Source organism: Novosphingobium sp., from assembly GCF_025351285.1.
GTDB lineage: Bacteria > Pseudomonadota > Alphaproteobacteria > Sphingomonadales > Sphingomonadaceae > Novosphingobium.
Genome location: NZ_JANXWG010000139.1, coordinates 1 through 16967, shown reverse-complemented (window position 1 = coordinate 16967; position 16967 = coordinate 1). Strand labels below are relative to the sequence as shown.

At 65.1% G+C, this 16967-nt stretch carries 15 protein-coding genes and 1 tRNA gene; 8 read left to right on the top strand and 8 right to left on the bottom strand.

Translation table 11 applies throughout. From position 1 onward, the window contains the following. Positions 1 to 34 precede the first annotated feature (34 nt). Entirely contained in the window at positions 35 to 709 is a 675-nt protein-coding gene (gene ligK / locus Q0R16_RS16830; protein ID WP_295638796.1) for a 4-carboxy-4-hydroxy-2-oxoadipate aldolase/oxaloacetate decarboxylase, read from the bottom strand. A 123-nt stretch (positions 710 to 832) separates the two neighbouring features. On the opposite strand from ligK, the gene Q0R16_RS16825 reads away from it, so the two are divergent. The 7 genes from Q0R16_RS16825 to Q0R16_RS16795 all read left to right on the top strand — a co-directional run bounded on the left by Q0R16_RS16825 (position 833) and on the right by Q0R16_RS16795 (position 7288). Further along, complete coding sequence (locus Q0R16_RS16825) at positions 833 to 1993, top strand: LysR family transcriptional regulator (RefSeq protein ID WP_295638793.1); 1161 nt, start codon at positions 833 to 835, stop codon at positions 1991 to 1993. Between the two features lie 65 nt (positions 1994 to 2058). Then, positions 2059 to 2895: a DUF1932 domain-containing protein gene (locus Q0R16_RS16820; RefSeq protein WP_295638790.1), complete on the top strand. Its 837-nt coding sequence runs from the start codon at positions 2059 to 2061 to the stop codon at positions 2893 to 2895. After that, positions 2892 to 3917 carry an amidohydrolase family protein gene (locus tag Q0R16_RS16815; protein WP_295638787.1) on the top strand — a complete coding sequence of 342 codons (1026 nt, stop codon included), beginning with the start codon at positions 2892 to 2894 and terminating at the stop codon, positions 3915 to 3917. Before Q0R16_RS16820 ends, Q0R16_RS16815 begins: the two co-directional genes overlap by 4 nt. Further along, entirely contained in the window at positions 3914 to 4960 is a 1047-nt protein-coding gene (locus Q0R16_RS16810) for an aromatic ring-hydroxylating dioxygenase subunit alpha (RefSeq protein WP_295638783.1), read from the top strand. The genes Q0R16_RS16815 and Q0R16_RS16810 overlap by 4 nt, the downstream gene beginning before the upstream one ends. Continuing rightward, positions 4957 to 5367, top strand: a complete 411-nt coding sequence (ligA, locus tag Q0R16_RS16805; RefSeq protein ID WP_295638780.1) for a protocatechuate 4,5-dioxygenase subunit alpha — start codon at positions 4957 to 4959, stop codon at positions 5365 to 5367. Before Q0R16_RS16810 ends, ligA begins: the two co-directional genes overlap by 4 nt. 2 nt (positions 5368 to 5369) lie before the next feature. Then, complete coding sequence (locus tag Q0R16_RS16800) at positions 5370 to 6209, top strand: class III extradiol dioxygenase subunit beta (RefSeq protein WP_295638777.1); 840 nt, start codon at positions 5370 to 5372, stop codon at positions 6207 to 6209. Between the two features lie 131 nt (positions 6210 to 6340). After that, a complete protein-coding gene (locus Q0R16_RS16795) occupies positions 6341 to 7288 on the top strand; it encodes a Gfo/Idh/MocA family oxidoreductase (protein ID WP_295638774.1) in 948 nt (315 codons plus the stop codon). 85 nt (positions 7289 to 7373) lie between these two features. Here Q0R16_RS16795 and Q0R16_RS16790 read toward each other — a convergent pair whose 3' ends face one another. The 6 genes from Q0R16_RS16790 to Q0R16_RS16765 form a co-directional block, all read right to left on the bottom strand. After that, positions 7374 to 10169 carry a TonB-dependent receptor gene (locus Q0R16_RS16790; RefSeq protein ID WP_295638771.1) on the bottom strand — a complete coding sequence of 932 codons (2796 nt, stop codon included), beginning with the start codon at positions 10167 to 10169 and terminating at the stop codon, positions 7374 to 7376. A gap of 262 nt (positions 10170 to 10431) precedes the next feature. After that, complete coding sequence (locus Q0R16_RS16785) at positions 10432 to 11322, bottom strand: dienelactone hydrolase family protein (protein ID WP_295638768.1); 891 nt, start codon at positions 11320 to 11322, stop codon at positions 10432 to 10434. A gap of 63 nt (positions 11323 to 11385) precedes the next feature. Next, the gene (locus Q0R16_RS16780; protein ID WP_366857899.1) at positions 11386 to 12999 is read right to left on the bottom strand and encodes an MFS transporter; all 1614 of its coding nucleotides are present in this window, start codon (positions 12997 to 12999) and stop codon (positions 11386 to 11388) included. Positions 13000 to 13134: 135 nt separating this feature from the next. Continuing rightward, entirely contained in the window at positions 13135 to 14589 is a 1455-nt protein-coding gene (locus Q0R16_RS16775) for a glycosyltransferase family 39 protein (protein ID WP_295638765.1), read from the bottom strand. A 48-nt stretch (positions 14590 to 14637) separates the two neighbouring features. Then, positions 14638 to 15246 carry an LON peptidase substrate-binding domain-containing protein gene (locus Q0R16_RS16770; RefSeq protein WP_295638763.1) on the bottom strand — a complete coding sequence of 203 codons (609 nt, stop codon included), beginning with the start codon at positions 15244 to 15246 and terminating at the stop codon, positions 14638 to 14640. A 7-nt stretch (positions 15247 to 15253) separates the two neighbouring features. Beyond that, positions 15254 to 16162: a tetratricopeptide repeat protein gene (locus Q0R16_RS16765; protein ID WP_295638761.1), complete on the bottom strand. Its 909-nt coding sequence runs from the start codon at positions 16160 to 16162 to the stop codon at positions 15254 to 15256. A gap of 251 nt (positions 16163 to 16413) precedes the next feature. On the opposite strand from Q0R16_RS16765, the gene Q0R16_RS16760 reads away from it, so the two are divergent. After that, positions 16414 to 16488: transfer RNA gene (locus tag Q0R16_RS16760), tRNA-Gly, on the top strand. Between the two features lie 130 nt (positions 16489 to 16618). On the opposite strand, the gene Q0R16_RS16755 is transcribed toward Q0R16_RS16760, so the two are convergent. Next, positions 16619 to 16915: a hypothetical protein gene (locus Q0R16_RS16755; RefSeq protein ID WP_295638758.1), complete on the bottom strand. Its 297-nt coding sequence runs from the start codon at positions 16913 to 16915 to the stop codon at positions 16619 to 16621. Between the last annotated feature and the right edge of the window lie 52 nt (positions 16916 to 16967).

Genomic DNA, 16967 nt, shown 5'->3' with positions numbered 1-16967 from the left:
GCCCCCTCCCGCTTGCGGGCGGGGGACCTTGGGATCACACATATTTCAGCCCCATCTCGGCCAACTTCTCGCGCATTTTGTACATATCCAGCCCCAGCACCCCGGCCGCCAGCTTGTCGCGCTTGTCGCCCTCGTTGGCCTCACGCGCCCGCGCCGCTTCCAACACCTTTGCGGCATTCAGGCGCGGCACCACGCACACCCCGTCATCATCCGCCACGATCACGTCGCCCGGATTGACCATCGCACTTGCGCAGACCACCGGCACGTTGACCGATCCCAGCGAGGCCTTGATCGTGCCTTGCGCAAAGACGGCCTTCGACCACACCGGAAAACCCATCTGCGTCAGGTCGCGCACATCGCGCACTCCCGCGTCGATCACCAGTCCCCGGCACCCGCGCGCGATCGCCGAAGTGGCGAGCAGATCGCCAAAATAGCCATCCTCGCACGGGCTGGTCGGCGCGAGCAGCAGGATGTCTCCCGCCTGCAACTGCTCGATCGCGACGTGGACCATCCAGTTGTCGCCCGGCGGTGCGCTGATCGTCAGCGCCGAACCCGCGATCCGCGCGCCGGTGTAGATCGGGCGCATATAGCTTGCCAGCAACCCGGCGCGGCCTTGCGCTTCGTGGACGGTGGCGACGCCGCATTCGGCCAGCCCGTCGATCACCGCCGGATCGGCGCGCTCGATATTCTGGACGACGATTCCGGCCATGGTTCTCTCCGTTGCAGGTGCGGCGCAGTGGCGTTGTAGTGGTACGGCAAATCCATGCGACAGCACCGCGGGAATGCCAATCCGAACTTGGCGGATGACATAACAATTTGCTAACATCACGCCATGATCGACGGCAAGGCTCCCAACATCCGGCACTTCGCCGCGCTTGCCGCCACGGTCCGCCATGGCACTGTCACGCGCGCGGCGCGCGCCGTCAACCTGACCCAGCCGGCATTGACCCAGGCGATCGCGCGGCTGGAAGCGGACCTGGGCTGTGCGCTGTTCGAACGCGGCGCAGGGGGCATGACGCCGACCGCGCCCGCACAGCTGCTGGCGCCGCGCGTGGAAGCCGCGATTGCGCAAATCGGCAGCCCGCGCGTGACCGGCACGCAAGTGCGCGCCTTCCTGGCGCTGGCGCGGGGCGGCAGCTACGCAGGCGCGGCGCAGGCGACCGGGCTGGCGCCGGCCTCGCTCCATCGCGCGGTCGCCGATCTGTCGCTTGCGCTTGGTGCGCGGCTGGTCGAACGGCGCGGGCGCCAGGTGATCCTGACCCCCGCCGGGCAGCGCCGTGCGCGCGGGTTCGGGCTGGCGATGGCCGAAGTGCGCGCCGGCCTCGCCGAAGTGGCGGCGTGGCAGGGCAAGGCTGCGGGACGGATCGTGGTCGGTGCGATGCCGCTTAGCCGCGCGCGCTGGTTGCCCGAAGCGATCCTGCGCTTTTCGGCCCGGTTTCCCGAAGTGGACATTGTGGTGGTCGAAGGCAGCCACGCCGAACTGGCCGGGCCGCTGCGCGATGGCGAAATCGACCTGATGCTGGGGGCATTGCGTGATGCCAACGGGCTGGACGACCTGGTCCAGGAACCGGTGTTCGTCGACCGGCCGCAAGTGATCGTACGTGCGGGACATCCATTGGTCGCAGTCGGTCAACCCACGGGAGCAGTGCTGGCCGCACACGACTGGATTTTGCCGCCGCGCGAAACTCCATTGCGGCGGTATTGGGAGGCGATGCTGGTCGAGGCGGGCGCGGTGCCGCCGCTGATCCGGATCGAATGCGGATCGGTGCTGACCGTGCGGCAATTGCTGCTGGGAAGCGATGCGCTCACGCTGCTTTCTCCCGACCAGATCGCGGTGGAGCTGGCGGCAGGGGTGCTGGTGGTGCTGCCGACGCCGGTCCCGGTCACGCGTACGATCGGGATAACCACGCGCACCGGCTGGCGGCCGACCGCACCACAAGCCTGCTTTGTGGAAATCCTGCGCGAAGTCGGTGCGCTAGCCAATACTTCGTGAAAAATTATGGTTCGACCGATCAATTCATTTCCCCCCTGGTAGCGGTCACGACAGGACGGCAGTTGATGGATTTCAAGATCGCCCTGATCGGTTTCGGAGAGGCCGGATCGACTTTCGCCGCTGCGGCGGATTGGGGCGGACAGGCGCGCGGGTGGGACATTCTCCCGCAGCGCTGCGCCGCGATGGCAGTCGCGGGCGTGACTATGGCGGGCGATGCGGCCGGAGCGTTGGCCGGGGCCGACCTGGTGCTTTCATTGGTAACGGCGGACGCCGCTCTTTCGGCGGCGCAGGACTATGGGTCTTTGCTCAAAACCGGTGCGGTGTGGTGCGACATGAACTCGGTCGCGCCCGAAACCAAGCGCGCGGCTTCCCAGGCGATCGAGGCGGCGGGCGGGCGCTATGTCGATGTGGCGGTGCTGGCGCCGGTCCATCCGGCCCGACTCAAGGTGCCGTTGTTGATTGCAGGCCCGGCGTCGGATCAAGGCGAGGCGCTCTTGCGCGCGGCGGGCTTCACCGACACCCGCGTAGTCGGCAACGAAGTCGGCCGGGCCAGCGCGATCAAGATGATCCGCTCGGTGATGGTCAAGGGGATCGAGGCACTGACCGCCGAGATGATGCTGGCGGCACGCGCGGCGGGCGTTGAGGACGAGGTGCTGGCTTCGCTCGATGCCAGTGAAAAGGCGCGAAGCTGGCAGAACCGCGCGGACTACAACCTCGAACGCATGGTCACTCACGGCGTGCGGCGCGCGGCCGAGATGGAAGAGTCGGCCAAGACGCTGGCGGCACTCGGGGTAGATCCGGTGATGACGCGTGGCACTGTCGCGCGGCAGGCGGCGATGGCCGGGCAACGCCAGCACCTGGCGCCACAACCGCGGCAAGAAACAAGGAGCGATGCGGCATGACCCTCGTGATCGATTGCCACGGCCACTACACCACCGCGCCCGAACCCCACAACGCCTGGCGCGAGGTGCAAAAAGCCGCGTTCAAGGCGGGCCAGGCGGCGCCCGCGTATCCCGCGATTTCGGACGACCAGATCCGCGAGACGATCGAGCAGAACCAGCTCAAGCTGATCCGTGAGCGCGCCGCGGATCACACGATCTTCAGCCCACGCGCTTCGGCAATGGCGCACCATGTCGGCGATCAGCAGGTGAGCGAGGCGTGGTCGATTGCTTGCAACGACTTGATTGCGCGCGTGGTCGGTCTGTTCCCCAAGACCTTCACCGGGGTGTGCATGCTGCCGCAATCGCCGGCGGCGGATTTGTCCGCCTCGATCAAGGAACTGCGCCGCTGTGTTGAGCAACTCGGCTTCATCGGCTGCAACCTCAACCCGGACCCGGGCGGCGGTCACTTCAACCATCCGGCGCTGACCGATCCTTACTGGTTCCCCATGTACGAGGCGATGTGCGAGCTCGACGTGCCCGCGATGATCCACGTTTCGGGCAGTTGCAACGCCGCGCTCCACGCCACCGGCAGCTTCTACATCGCCGCCGACACGATCGCGTTCATGCAACTGATCGAGGGCGATTTGTTCGCGCGCTTCCCCAACCTGCGCTTCATCATCCCGCACGGCGGCGGCGCGGTGCCCTATCATTGGGGCCGCTATCGCGGGCTGGCTGACATGCTCAAGAAGCCCGATCTGGCCGGGCACGTGATGAACAACGTCTATTTCGATACTTGCGTCTATCACCAGCCCGGCGTGGACCTTCTGGCCAAAGTGATCGAGAGCAAGAACATCCTGTTCGGCAGCGAGATGGTCGGTGCGGTCCGCGGGATCGATCCGCTGACCGGGCACTATTTCGACGACACCAAGCGTTATGTCGACGCGCTCGACGTGGCAGACGATCAGCGCCACGCGATTTTCGAGGGCAATGCCCGCCGGGTGTTCCCGCGGCTCGATGCCAAGCTCAAGGCGCACGGGCTATGAGCGAGATCTGGCTCACCAACGCCTGGTATGTCGCGGGGTGGGATGCCGAAGTCGATTCCAAGCCGCTTGCGCGGACGATCTGCGGCGTGCCGATGCTGTTCTACCGCAAGCTCGATCGCGGCGTGGTGGCGATGCGCGATGCCTGCCCGCACCGCATGCTGCCGCTTTCGCTGGGGCTGCGCGAAGGCGATTCGATCCGCTGCAAGTACCACGGGCTCAAGCTCGGCCCCGATGGCGTGGCGCAGGAAATGCCGATCCGCACCGATCCGGTGAACCGCAAGGTCTGCGCCGAGACGTATGTCACGCACGAGCGGCATCGCTTCGTGTGGGTGTGGGTGGGCGAAGCAGCGCTGGCCGATCCGGCGCTGATCCCCGACTTGTGGCCCTGTTCGAGCCCCGACTGGGCCTTCGACGGCGGCTATTATCCGGTTGCGTGCGATTACCGGCTGATGATCGACAACCTGATGGACCTGACGCACGAAACCTATGTCCATACCGGCTCGATCGGCCAGCCCGAATTGATGGAAGCGCCGATCGAGACCGTGGTCGAGAACGACGAAGTTCTGGTTCGGCGCTGGATGCCCGGGATCGATGCACCACCGTTCTGGCGCGGCGCGTTGGGGCAGGAGGGGCTCGTCGATCGCTGGCAGATCTGCCGGTTCATGCTGCCGTCGGCGGTGATGATCGATGTCGGCGTGGCGCCGGTCGGCGCGGGGGCGACGCTCGAACGTCATGACCAGGGCGTGCGCGGGATGGTGATCGATGTGATGACGCCCGAGCGCGCGACCAGCCACCATTACTTCTGGGGCATGGCGCGCAATTTCCAGGTGCAGGACCCGGGCTTCACCGCGCGCTTCAAGCACCAGCAAAGCGGCGTGTTCATCGAGGACGTGGCCGTGCTCGAAGCGCAGCAACGTTCGATCGCCGCCAATCCCGACCTTAAACTCTCGGCGTACCGGATCGACGAAGGCGGCGTACGCGCTCGCCAGGCCATCGACCGCGCGATCCGCGACAGCAAGCAAGTGCAAGGCGGAGCCGCATGACCGGGCATTCCGATATTCACGCCTACCTGGCCGAACTGGAGGATATTCCAGGGACGCGGGTCTACACCGCAACGCGTGCGCGCGCAGGGTATCAACTCAACCAGTTCGCGATGAGCCTGATGAAGCCCGCCAACCGCGATCGCTGGAAGGCGGACGAAGCCGCCTATCTCGACGCGTGGCCGATGACCGAGGCGCAGAAGGCGGCAGTATTGGCGCGCGATTACAACCGGTTGCTCGATCTTGGCGGCAACATCTATTTCATGGCCAAGCTGTTTTCGACCGACGGGCTGAGCTTTGTCCAGGCGGTCAGCACGATGACCGGCATGGATGTGGGTGAATACCAGGCGATGATGAACGCGGGTGGCCGATCGCCCGAAGGCCAGCGTTCCATCAAAGGGAATTACTGACGATGGCACGCATCACCGCCGGTGTGGGCAGCAGCCATGTACCGCTGCTCGGCGTTGCGGCCGATCAGGGCAAGGACAGGGACGCCTATTTCGCGCCGATCTTCGCGGGCTACGATTGGACCCGGGCGTGGGAGCGCGAGCAGAAGCCCAATGTCGTCATCCTGGTGTACAACGACCACGCGTCGGCGTTCGATGCCAACATCATTCCGACATTCGCGATCGGCGCCGGAGAGCGTTTCAAGCCGGCCGATGAAGGTTGGGGCCCGCGGCCGGTGCCCGATGTGATCGGGCACCCCGATCTCGCCTGGCACATTGCGCAAAGCCTGATTCTCGACGAATTCGACATGACCGTGATCAACGAAATGGACGTCGATCACGGCCTGACCGTGCCGCTGACGATGATGTTCGGCGCGCCCGATGCCTGGCCGGTCAGGGTGGTGCCGCTGGCGGTCAACGTGGTGACTTATCCCGTACCCACGGGCAACCGCTGCTGGGCGCTGGGAGAAGCGATCGCGCGCTCAGTGGCGAGCTTTCCCGAGGATATCAACGTGCAGATCTGGGGCACCGGCGGCATGAGCCATCAGTTGCAAGGGCCGCGTGCGGGGCTGATCAATGCCGAGTGGGACAATCGCTTCCTCGATCGGCTCATCGGCGAGACGGACGAATTGCGCCGTGTCCCGCACATCGAATACCTGCGCGAAACCGGCAGCGAGGGCATCGAGATGGTGATGTGGCTGATCATGCGTGGCGCGCTCGGCCCGGCTACGAAGGTTCTTCATCGCCATTACCACGTACCGTGCAGCAACACCGCGATCGGCCACATCGTGCTGGAGCCGGCGTAATTTCACCCCGCCCGCTTGCGGGAGGGGGGCGGGGGTGGGCACTTCTACCCTCACGCAGCCACAAGCCCTCATTGCGGGTACCCACCCCTAACCCCTCCCGCAAGCGGGCGGGGGACTACGGAGACCACACCATGCGTATTGCCTTGGCCGGCGCCGGCGCGTTTGGCGAAAAGCACCTCGATGGCCTGAAAAAGATCGATGGCGTGGAAATCACCTCGATCATCAGCCGCACCGGCGAACAGGCCGCCGCAGTGGCCGCCAAGTACGGCGCCAAGCACTCGTCGACCGAGCTTGCGGACGCGCTTGCCCGCGACGATGTCGATGCGGTGATCCTGTGCACTCCCACGCAGATGCACGCCGAACAGGCCATCATGTGCATGGATGCGGGCAAGCACGTGCAGGTCGAAATTCCGCTGTCGGATAGCTGGGGCGATGCCGAGGCAGTTGTTGCCAGGCAGCAGGCCACCGGGCTGACGTGCATGGTCGGCCACACCCGCCGCTTCAACCCCAGCCACCAGTACATCCACAACCGCATCAAGGCGGGCGCGTTCGCCATCCAGCAGATGGACGTGCAGACCTACTTCTTTCGCCGCCGCAACATCAACGCCAAGGGCGAAGCACGGTCGTGGACTGACCACCTGCTGTGGCACCACGCCGCGCACACGGTCGATCTGTTCGCTTACCAGGCCGGCAAGATCGTCGCGGCGAATGCGATCGAAGGCCCGAGCCACCCCGATCTGGGCATCGCGATGGACATGTCGATCCAGCTCAAGAGCGAGACCGGCGCGATCTGCACGCTGTCGCTGTCGTTCAACAACGACGGGCCGCTCGGCACGTTCTTCCGCTACATCGGCGATACCGCGACCTATATCGCGCGCTACGACGACCTGTTCACCGGCAAGGAAGAGCCGATCGACGTGAGCAACGTGGCAGTCTCGATGAATGGCATCGAATTGCAGGACCGCGAATTCATCGCCGCGATCCGCGAAGGCCGCGAACCCAATTCATCGGTGAGCCAGGTGCTCGACTGCTACCGCGTGCTGGGCGACCTGGAAAAGCAGCTCGAAGCCGCGCGCTGACCGCGCTGCCAACGTAACGCAATCGGGGGCGGGACGCTATTTCGCGTCCCGCCCCCGATCATTCAAACCCGACCGCTGGTGCAGATCAGAACTTGCCGCGCACGGTCACGCCGAAGGTGCGGGGTTCGGCCAGGAACTGCGAGAAGATCTGGCGGCCACCCGGGTACTGCGGATCGACGAACGGCGCCGAAGTGGTGCCGGCCTGGAACGGCGAGTTGAACGCCACTTGCGCGTACTGCTTGTTGAACACGTTCTGCGCCCAGATCTCGATCGCGAAGCGATCGTTGGGGCCACGCAGGCCGACGCGGCCATTCATCAACGCGAAGCTGTCCTGGCCCTTCTGCGGGAACAAGTCAGACCCGGTGTTGTAGTCGCTGACCAACCGGGTATCGACATAGAACAGCAGCGAATAGCCGCTGGTGCCGATCTCGGGGGTCCACGCAGCGCTGCCGGTCACCGTGTACTTTGGTGCGTTCGACAGGTTGGAACCGGGCAGCAGGCGCAGCGCCGGATCGAGCGGCGCGCCCGATTTGTTGCCGACCAGATCGTTGCGGTACTTGGTGCTGGCATACGTCAGGCCAGCGGTCACGTGGAAGTTGGGCGCGGGGGCCAGCACCGATTCCAGCTCGAACCCTTGGGTGCGCACGCCATAGCCGGTCTGGCCGGCCGGACAGGCGCCGGTTGCCGCGCTGAGATCGCGATCGGCTCCGGCCAGGCTGGTCTTGCAGCCGTTGATGGTCTGCACCAGGAAGACCGAGCCGTTGAAGGTGTTGAGCTGGAAGTTGGTGAAGTCCGAGCGGAACACGGTGGCCGAAAGGCTGAACGGGCCCGACGCGTACTTGGCGCCGATTTCGTAAGCGTTGACCTGTTCGGGATCGAACTGGAGATTGCCGACGAGCGCTTGCGCACCGCCCGCCGCCGCAAAGGTCGACGTCGGAACGCCACCAATCACGAAGATGGGTGGCTTCAGCGCCGAGCGATCGAGGTTGAACCCGCCCGCCTTGTAGCCGCGCGAGAAGCTGGCGTACGTCAGCAGCCGCGGGGTGATCTTGTATGACAGGATCGCGGTGCCGGTGAAGCGCTGCTCGCGGGGTTTCGACGAACTGATCGAAACGCCGTTCAGTTCCGCGGTCGAGTTGCCCTGGCAGCCGAGGCCGATCAGCGCGCCGGCGAGCGCGCGGGCGGTGGCGTTGCCCGTCGCCAGATCGTCGGTCACGAGGCCCTGGATCGTCGTGCAGGCGGTGTTGTCGTTGCCGAAAGTTGCGCTCAGCTTCTTCTTGTCGAAGGTGTAGCGGCCGCCCAGCGTCAAGTCGAGCTTGTCGGTCAGGTGCACGATATTGTGCGTGAAGATCGCGAAGTTGTTGTCTTCCTGGAAGTAGCGATCGATCGTCGAGCCCTTGTCGCTGATCCCGTCGAGCGCAGCGAAAGCTGCCACGATGTCGGGGCCGGAAGCGCCGGTTGCGCCGGCCAGCGTGGCCGGTCCAACGCCCGGAGCAACACATGACGGGCTGGTGGGCGAGTAGAGTCCGGCCAGGCCACCGCCCGAGATGATGCGGCAGGTGGCGAAGCGGCCGTATTGCTTGCCGAAGCGCAGATTGTCGGTCGCGGTCAACTTTTCATTGGCGTAGAAGCCGCCGACCAACCAGTCCAGCTTGTCGTTGAACAGCTTGCCTTGAAGCCGCAGTTCCTGCGTAAACGTGTGGAACTGGCGATAGGCCGCAGCACTTGGCGCGCGGTAAAGGAGATCGACCGCGCCATAGTCGGTGTCCGATCCCTGGCCCGAACGGTATTCACGGTAGGCCGTGATCGAGGTCAGCTTGGCGCCGCCGAGGTTCCAGTTGATCTCGGCCGATGCGCCGTAATCCTTGGTCTTGCCGGCAAAGCTGCGACCGGGCGAGACATCGATATTGCGGCTGTAGCCCTGGTTGAACGAAGCGACCGGCTGGCCGAGATCGCGCAGCACGTTGATGATGTTGTTGCCGTTGGTCTGCAACGGGGAAAGCGGGGTCGACGCGTTGTTGAGGTTGCCGATGTAGGGATTGACGCTGGCATCGACATAGCTGGCGCCGCAGCAACGTTCGTTGCGATAGGTGTAATCACCGATCAGCCGCACCGAAAAATCGCTGCTCGGTTGGAACAGCAACTGCCCGCGCAGGAAGAAGCGATCGCGGTTGTTGACGTCGATATTGTTGGTCACGTCCTTGAGGAAGCCGTCGCGGCGGACATAAACGCCATCGAGGCGGGCAGCGACCGTTTCGCTGATGGGGCCGGTTACCGAACCGGCAACGCGGGCGTAGTTGTAATTGCCGTACGTTGCTTCGCCGGTGGCGCCGAAGTTGAACGAAGGCTTCTTCGAATAGATGCTGATCAGGCCGGCCGACGAATTGCGTCCGCCCAATGTGCCCTGCGGACCGCGCTGGACTTCGATCCGTTCGATCTCGCCCAGTTCGTTGAGCCCGATGCCCGAACGCGAACGATAGACGCCGTCGATGAATACCGGCACCGAGCTTTCGAGGCCGGGGTTGTCTCCGACCGTGCCGATGCCGCGAATGCGTGCCGAACCGTTGGCTTCGCTGCCGGTGGACGACACGAGCAGCGACGGGGCGAGTTGGTTGAGCTGGCGGATATCGACCGCGCCGCTGTTCTTGAGCGTCTCGGAACTGATCGCCGAAATCGCAACCGGTACACTGGCCAGGGTCTGCGAGCGGCCTTGCGCCGTGACGACAATCTGCGCGCCGCTATCCTGAATTTCGTTTGTGGCCGCTGCGGCATCGGCCTGGGGAGCAGCAGGCGCCGCATCCTGGGCCAAGGCGGGCGTCGAGAGTGCGACAAGCAGTGCCGTGGCAGAAACGCCGGCAGCGTGGAATCCGAATTTGGTCATCGTGAAAGTCTCTCTCTCCGCTTCGCGCCGTGCTTGAGCCGACGTAATGGCCTGCCAAAAGCGCCTGCTGCCTTACGGGTAGTCAGCACGCTCTAGGGACTGCGCAAATACAGCCGCAAGTTGCAAATGCAACCTGCGTGTAGGGGCAAGACCGGCCACGCAGTGCGATTGCCGTCCAGGTGCATTATCCATGCAACACCAGGCGGAGGAGCAGCTTTGCAGAATGACGGGATCTGCTGATTTCAGATCCGATCCAAGGCCTTCACAGATACTGCTTGTAGGTGGCCAGCATCCGCGCCCACGCTTTCTCGGCCGCTGCGTGATCGTAGACCGGCGAGTCGATCGTGCACCAGCCGTGGTTGGCGGGGTAGACTTCTACTTCGGCCGGGCGGTGTGCAGCGACGGCAGCAGCGCGGAGTGCGGTCTTGGCGTCGGGCTGGCGGGCGTCGTCGTTCTTCGCGATGGCAAACAGGAACGCGGCCTTGGTCTGGCCGAGCAGCTTGACCGGGCTGTCGGCCGCATCGCTGACCAGCGCGGCGCCGTGGAACGAACACGCGGCGCCAACCCGGCCGGGTGCGCCCAGCGCAGTGCGCACCGTGAACGGTCCGCCCATGCAATAGCCGCAACTGCCGATCTTGCGGCGGGTATCGACTTCCTTCTGGCCGTCGAGCCATTTGACGAATGCGGCGCCGTCGCTGGTGGTGCCGGCGGGCTTGATCGCGGCAATCATCGGCCCAAGCCTGGCCTGGCCGGCAGGCGTGGTCCATTCGGCAAAACTGGCGAGCAACGGGGCGCGAGCGTTGCGATAATACTGGTTGACCACCAGCACCGCATATCCCGCGGCGGCTAGCCGGGTGCCCATGGTTTTGTAGGCATCGCGCAAGCCGGCGATGTCGGGCCACATGATCACCGCCGGGTGCTTGCCGGTGGTGGGCGTGATGAACACGCCGTCGGCAATACCATCGGGCGTCTTGATCAAGGCGGCGCGCGACAGCGTTGCCAGCCCGCGCGCCGGCGTGGCCGTACGCGCGTGGCTGCCGGGCGCCATCGCCAGCGCGGCCGCGCTGGCGCCGATCGCCGCAAAATCACGGCGGTCTAGCGTGTGGGTGGCCAGCCAGTTGGCGTTGTCAGTTTCGGTCAGGTCGTCGCACATGGTCGGGATTCTCCGGCTTTCGGTACGGACGGAAGATAGCAGCAGGTGGACGCGCTGCCAGTACTAATCGATCGGTTTGCCGCGCGTCTCGGGCAGGAACACCACCGCCACCGTCAGGCCGATCGCTACCATCGTGAACGGATACCACAGCCCCGCCAGCGGATTGCCGGTCAGCGCCACGATGGTCTGGACGATGAACGGCATGAACCCCGCGAAGATCCCTACGCCGAAGTTGTAGCTGATCGCGAACGACGAATAGCGGGTGCGCGCGGGGAACAGTTCGGTCATCCACGCGCCCACCGGGCCATAGGCGAGCCCGGTCGAAACACCCAACAGGCACAGCAGCGCCAGCATCGCCAGCAGGGTGCCCGCCTCGGGCCGTGCGGGCGGGGTGGTGTAGCCGGCCTTGGCCAGAGCGGCGGTGATCGCGGGCTTGTCGTCGGGCGCAACCCGCACGCCGCCCACGGTCAGCACCGGTGCGCTGCCTGCCGCCGCTTTGTGTTTGGCGTAAGGCGCGCCGGCCTTGGTCAGCGTATCGAGCAGGCGCCCGCACGCGGTGGGCTGGGGCTTCTGCGTGAACGGATTGAAGCGGCAATCGCTGCCCGTCACCACCACCGGCGCCGCGCGCACCGCGTCGGCGAGGCCAGGATTGGCCATTTTGCCCAGCGTGGTGAACAGCGGGAACAGGATCACCAGGAACAGGATGTAGCCTGCCACCGCAGTGCGCTTGCGCCCGATGATATCCGACAGCCAGCCCCCGGCCCACGATGCCACGCCGCCGAACGCCAGCGATGCGATCAGGATCACCCGCATCGAGAACGGCTCCATATGCACGGCGGTCGTCAGGAAGTTCATGGCCTGGATCAGGCCGACATAGCCCGCCACCGACTGGCCGACCGCAATGCCGATCATCGCCGCAACCACCCGACCGACACGCGCGCGCGTGGCGAAAGCTTCGCGCAACGGGTGCCGCGCGGTGGCGCCGGCCTGGGCCATCGCCGCGAACACCGGGCTTTCCGACAGCATCAGCCGCATCCAGATCGAGATCGCCAGCAGCCCCAGGCTGAGGATGAACGGAATGCGCCAGCCCCAGGCAACCCACGCTTCCTCGCCGGTCAATCCGCTGGTGACAAGCACCGCGAGCATGCTCAACATGAAGCCGAACCCCGGCCCGGTTTGCAGGAAGCCGGTGGTGAAGCCGCGCCGATGCGTGGGGGCGTGTTCGGCCACATAGACCGCCGCACCGCTGTACTGGCCGCCCACCGCCAGCCCCTGAATGGTGCGCAGCAGCACCAGCAGGATCGGCGCGGCAATGCCGATCTGCGCATACGTGCCGATCAAGCCGATTGCGGTGGTGGCCAGCCCCATCATGGTGATCGTGACGAGGAAGCTGACCTTGCGCCCGATCCGATCACCCAATGCGCCGAAGATCGCACCGCCGACCGGCCGCGCGGCAAAGCCGATGCCGAAGGTGGCCAGCGCCAGCAACAGCCCGGCGGTGGGGCTGCTGCCGGGGAAAAACAGCTTGGCGAACAGCGGCGCCAGCGTGGCGTAGATGTAGAAATCGTACCATTCGAACACCGTGCCCAGCGTCGAAACCGTGACAATCAGCTTGAGATCGTGGTGCGTCGGTTCTGCTGCTGGTTTCGCCGAATGCGATGCGGCCGTGGCGTCCAAGTTGGTTCCCTCCCGGTTTTCTCTCACCAGGCGCACGACAGCGCTATGGCGGAGGAGCCTTATGCTTTCGCTTGTGGCACGGCGCGATGCTCTTGGAAACCGGGCAGGCGGGAAGGCCGAAAGTGCCGCCTGGGATCACCTCAGCCGGTAAACCATCCGGTAACGACCCGGCCCAGTCTGGACCCGTGCAGTGAGGCGGTAACTGCGCGCCAGCTCGCGCTCGACCACGGCGCGGGTGTCGCGGTTGCCCAGCCGGTAGGCCGGATCGTTGTCGACGATCACATCGGGCCGGGTCGCCAATATGCGACGGACTTCGCTGACCGGATCGACACCGATGGCGGCGGGCGAGGCTTCGTCCAGCGTGTTGAGGTGGCCGGGGAAGGCCCACCTTGTCGGCACGCACGAATGCGTCAGCAGGTACAGCGCCGGATAGCCGTCATAGACCCAGATGCAGCCCTGTCGTGGCTGCGCGGCGGCGGCCACCTGCAAGGCTTCATCGCGCGTGCCTTTGCCGATGATCACTTGCCGCACCACCAGCACGCCGCCCACCAGCCCCAGCGCAACCAGCGCCGCGCCGACGATCCGTCCCCGGCGGGCATTGCCGAACCACGCGGCGGCGCTCAGGCACAACGGGGCGAGCAGTGGCATCGCGTAAGACGGGCTGAGAAAGCTGCCGACCGCGAGCATCCCCAGCGCCGCTGCCACAGCCCACATGTGCCAGAACGACAGGGCGCGGGTGCGGCGCCATTCGAGCGCCGCAACGATGCCGAGCGGAATTGTAAGGGCCACGATCACCGCAAACCCGCCCAGCCGATCGAGCGCCGGATCGGGCAACCGGCCGAAAATCGACTGGAAATTGGCGAACAAGAATGCCTCGGCCTGACCCATGCCGGCATAAACCGCGAACGCCACCGCCGTCGGTGCCAGTGCGCAAACGATCCAGATTGCCGCGCATCCAGCCAGCCTGCCGAGCGCGCGATCCGTGCGGAATTGCGCCCACAGCAGCATCAGGCCGAACGCGATCCCCTCGAACATCGCCGTGTATTTGAGCTGGATCGCCAGCCCGACCAGCAGCAGGGCCAGGCACCCGCGCACCAGCCTCCGGCCGTCCACCACCGCTTGCCGCGTCAGCACCGCGGCCAGCAGCACCGGCAGGTTGTAGAACACCGGCGCCTGACCGCCTTCGCCTTCCATGAAGTTCAGCCACAGCACATAAAGCAGCGCGGCAATGATCGCCCCGAAACGGCCGGCATCCTGCCGCGCGGCGCGGTAAATCACCACCGCCGTCGCCAGCACGAAGCCGGCGGCAAGCAGCTTGTAGTTCAGGAATGGATCGCCACCCGGCACGATCGCGCCGGCGTAAAGCAGGAACAACCCGATCGGCTTGCGGTCCCAGATGTCGACATAGGGCACCGCGCCGTGCAGCATGCGGTCAGCGACCAGCAGGTAATACTGTTCGTCGAACCCCAGTACCGGATCGCCGAACGTCTGCGCGCGCGCGATGATCACGACAAGCGCCAAACCGGCCAACACCAGCCAATCGGCCTTGGCCCACGCGCCCGGCCGGCTTCTAGCGGATTGTGCTGTCATTTGAGAAACCCGCCCCGGTCTGCGCGGCTCGTTCCGCTCGCAGGTGCCTTACTGAAGCGTCACGCGGTTGTCGTCACCATCGTGGCGGCCAAAGAATTGCAGCAATTGCACCAGCAATTCACAGCGAGTCTGGACATCGGGCGCTTCGAGCAACGCCTGCTTGGCGGCGGCATCGAACGGCGCGATCTGCGAGACGCCGTTGATCAGCGACACGTCATCGAGCCGCGCCACAGAATCCCAATCGACCTGATAGCCCTGCGCAATGGCAAAACGCCGCGCCTCGCGCTCGAAACTGGCGCGTTCGACCGCGCTCAGCGCCTCGTCTGCGGGATCGGTCAGCAATTCGCCCTCTATCTGGCGGAACGGCGTCGACACATCGAGCTCGCGGATCAGCCGGAACCGCGCCACGCCTTCAAGGATCACGTTGAAGCGCCCATCCTCCAGCGCCTCGAACTCGCCGATCTTGCCGACGCAACCGATGTTGAACAGCGGCGCATCGTCGCCCGGGCCTTGCGGTTGGATCATCGCGATCCGCCGGTCGCGCGCCAGCGCATCGGTAATCAGCGCGCGATACCGCGGTTCGAACAGGTGCAACGGCAAGTGCAGTCCGGGGAACAGCAGCGCGCCTTGCAGCGGGAAGATCGACAGCCGGGTCAATTCCGGGTCATCCGAACAGCACGGTCGACAAGCGCCGCCGCTTGGCAGCCACCCACGGGTCCTCGAGGCCCACTGCTTCGAAAATCTGCAACAACCGCGCGCGCGCCGCGCCTTCGTTCCAGGCGCGATCCGCTGCCACCATTGCCAGCAATGTGTCCGCCGCCGCATCGCGATCGCCGCTCGCGTAAAGCGCGTTGGCGAAGGCCAGTTGCGTGTCCATGTCAGCGGGTGCGGCCTCGGCTGCAGCACGCAAGCCCGCAAGCTCGCTCGCTTCGGGCGCATCGAGCGCCAGCGCCAGCGCCGACCGCGCCTGTGCCAGCGCCAGATCGGCGGCCAGCTTGGGATCGAGCGCATCGAGCACGGCTTGCGCTTCGTCGCGATGCCCGGCCAGCACCAGCGCGCGGATCAAGCCGGCTTGCGCGGCGAGATTTTCGGGCGCGATCTCGATGATCTGCGCGAAGATGTCAGCCGCACGCTCACCATCGCCGGCTTCGAGCACTTCTTCGCCCATCGCGATCAGCGGCGCGATGTCCTGCACGGGATCGCCGCCCGGCTGGACCGGCAGCTTGGCCAGGATCTGGTCGAGCATAGTCTTCAATTGCGATTCGCTACGGGCCTGAGTCAGGTCTGCCACCGGCTGGCCCTGGAACATCGCATAGACCGTGGGGATCGAGCGCACCTGGAACTGGGCGGCGATGAACTGGTCTTCATCGACATTGATCTTGGCCAGCACCACGCCCTTGTCGGCATATTCGGCAGCGACTTTTTCGAGCATCGGCGTCAACGCCTTGCACGGTCCGCACCATTCGGCCCAGAAATCCAGGATCACCAGCGACGTCATCGACGGTTCGACCACGTCCTTGCGGAAACGATCGACCGCTTTCTGTTCGTCGATACTCAGGCCAAGACTTGCCAATGGGTCCTCCGGTTGACACGCACGTATGCACACCCGCCGGTGCGACGGGCCGTTGAACACCATGTGGGAAGGCGCACCCGATCGGCAAGGGGGTTTTGCGTGCAGCGCAAGCCAGCCGATGCCATCGCACCGAAAGCCCGCACCGAGTTGCGATCGATCGCTTTTCCCGCTTGCGAGGTCCAAACCCCCATGCTAACGGCGCGCCTCCAAGCGACACCGAGGTCTTTTCGCCCCGGTTTCGAAACGCTCGAGCGGGCGTAGCTCAGTGGTAGAGCACAACCTTGCCAAGGTTGGGGTCGAGGGTTCGAATCCCTTCGCCCGCTCCATATCTTTGGATTCTTCCAAATATTTGAAAAATAAGGCAAAAAAACAGCGATATTTGCCTGTGTGGGTTTTGTGCAGAATAATTTGGGGAATCGCGGTCGCGCGGATACCCGCATCATTCCGGCTATTCCGTCAGAACAACTCACCCTGCCGACTGGCGTCAACTCGCGCTTGCCAATCGAGATTGGCCGCTTCCTCGTCCAGCCACGCCCTGACCTGCGCGAAGACATCGCCGCCATGGGCGGTGATGGTGCCCGGTGGCATGAAATGCGACAGGTAGCCGGTGCCCGTGATGGGCAGCGGCGCCCGCTCGGGCGCGATGCTCTCGATGGCCAGATGCTCCATGAAACCGCAATAACGCGGCGTGAAGGTCACTTGGACCTCCACGCCCTGCCATGTCAGGTGGAAGATTTGGGATTGCTGCTCCATGTCAGCACCCCGCGAAGATGTGGACCGCGTCCCATGCGGTGCTGACGGTGAA

Bases quoted from the DNA above. Each gene is read 5' to 3' on its own strand.
- Q0R16_RS16785 (WP_295638768.1), bottom strand. From the start codon at position 11,322: ATGTGCGACGACCTGACCGAAACTGACAACGCCAACTGGCTGGCCACC.
- Q0R16_RS16825 (WP_295638793.1), top strand. From the start codon at position 833: ATGATCGACGGCAAGGCTCCCAACATCCGGCACTTCGCCGCGCTTGCC.
- Q0R16_RS16800 (WP_295638777.1), top strand. From the start codon at position 5,370: ATGGCACGCATCACCGCCGGTGTGGGCAGCAGCCATGTACCGCTGCTC.
- Q0R16_RS16790 (WP_295638771.1), bottom strand. From the start codon at position 10,169: ATGACCAAATTCGGATTCCACGCTGCCGGCGTTTCTGCCACGGCACTG.
- Q0R16_RS16815 (WP_295638787.1), top strand. From the start codon at position 2,892: ATGACCCTCGTGATCGATTGCCACGGCCACTACACCACCGCGCCCGAA.
- Q0R16_RS16820 (WP_295638790.1), top strand. From the start codon at position 2,059: ATGGATTTCAAGATCGCCCTGATCGGTTTCGGAGAGGCCGGATCGACT.
- Q0R16_RS16755 (WP_295638758.1), bottom strand. From the start codon at position 16,915: ATGGAGCAGCAATCCCAAATCTTCCACCTGACATGGCAGGGCGTGGAG.
- Q0R16_RS16810 (WP_295638783.1), top strand. From the start codon at position 3,914: ATGAGCGAGATCTGGCTCACCAACGCCTGGTATGTCGCGGGGTGGGAT.
- ligA (WP_295638780.1), top strand. From the start codon at position 4,957: ATGACCGGGCATTCCGATATTCACGCCTACCTGGCCGAACTGGAGGAT.
- ligK (WP_295638796.1), bottom strand. From the start codon at position 709: ATGGCCGGAATCGTCGTCCAGAATATCGAGCGCGCCGATCCGGCGGTG.
- Q0R16_RS16775 (WP_295638765.1), bottom strand. From the start codon at position 14,589: ATGACAGCACAATCCGCTAGAAGCCGGCCGGGCGCGTGGGCCAAGGCC.
- Q0R16_RS16795 (WP_295638774.1), top strand. From the start codon at position 6,341: ATGCGTATTGCCTTGGCCGGCGCCGGCGCGTTTGGCGAAAAGCACCTC.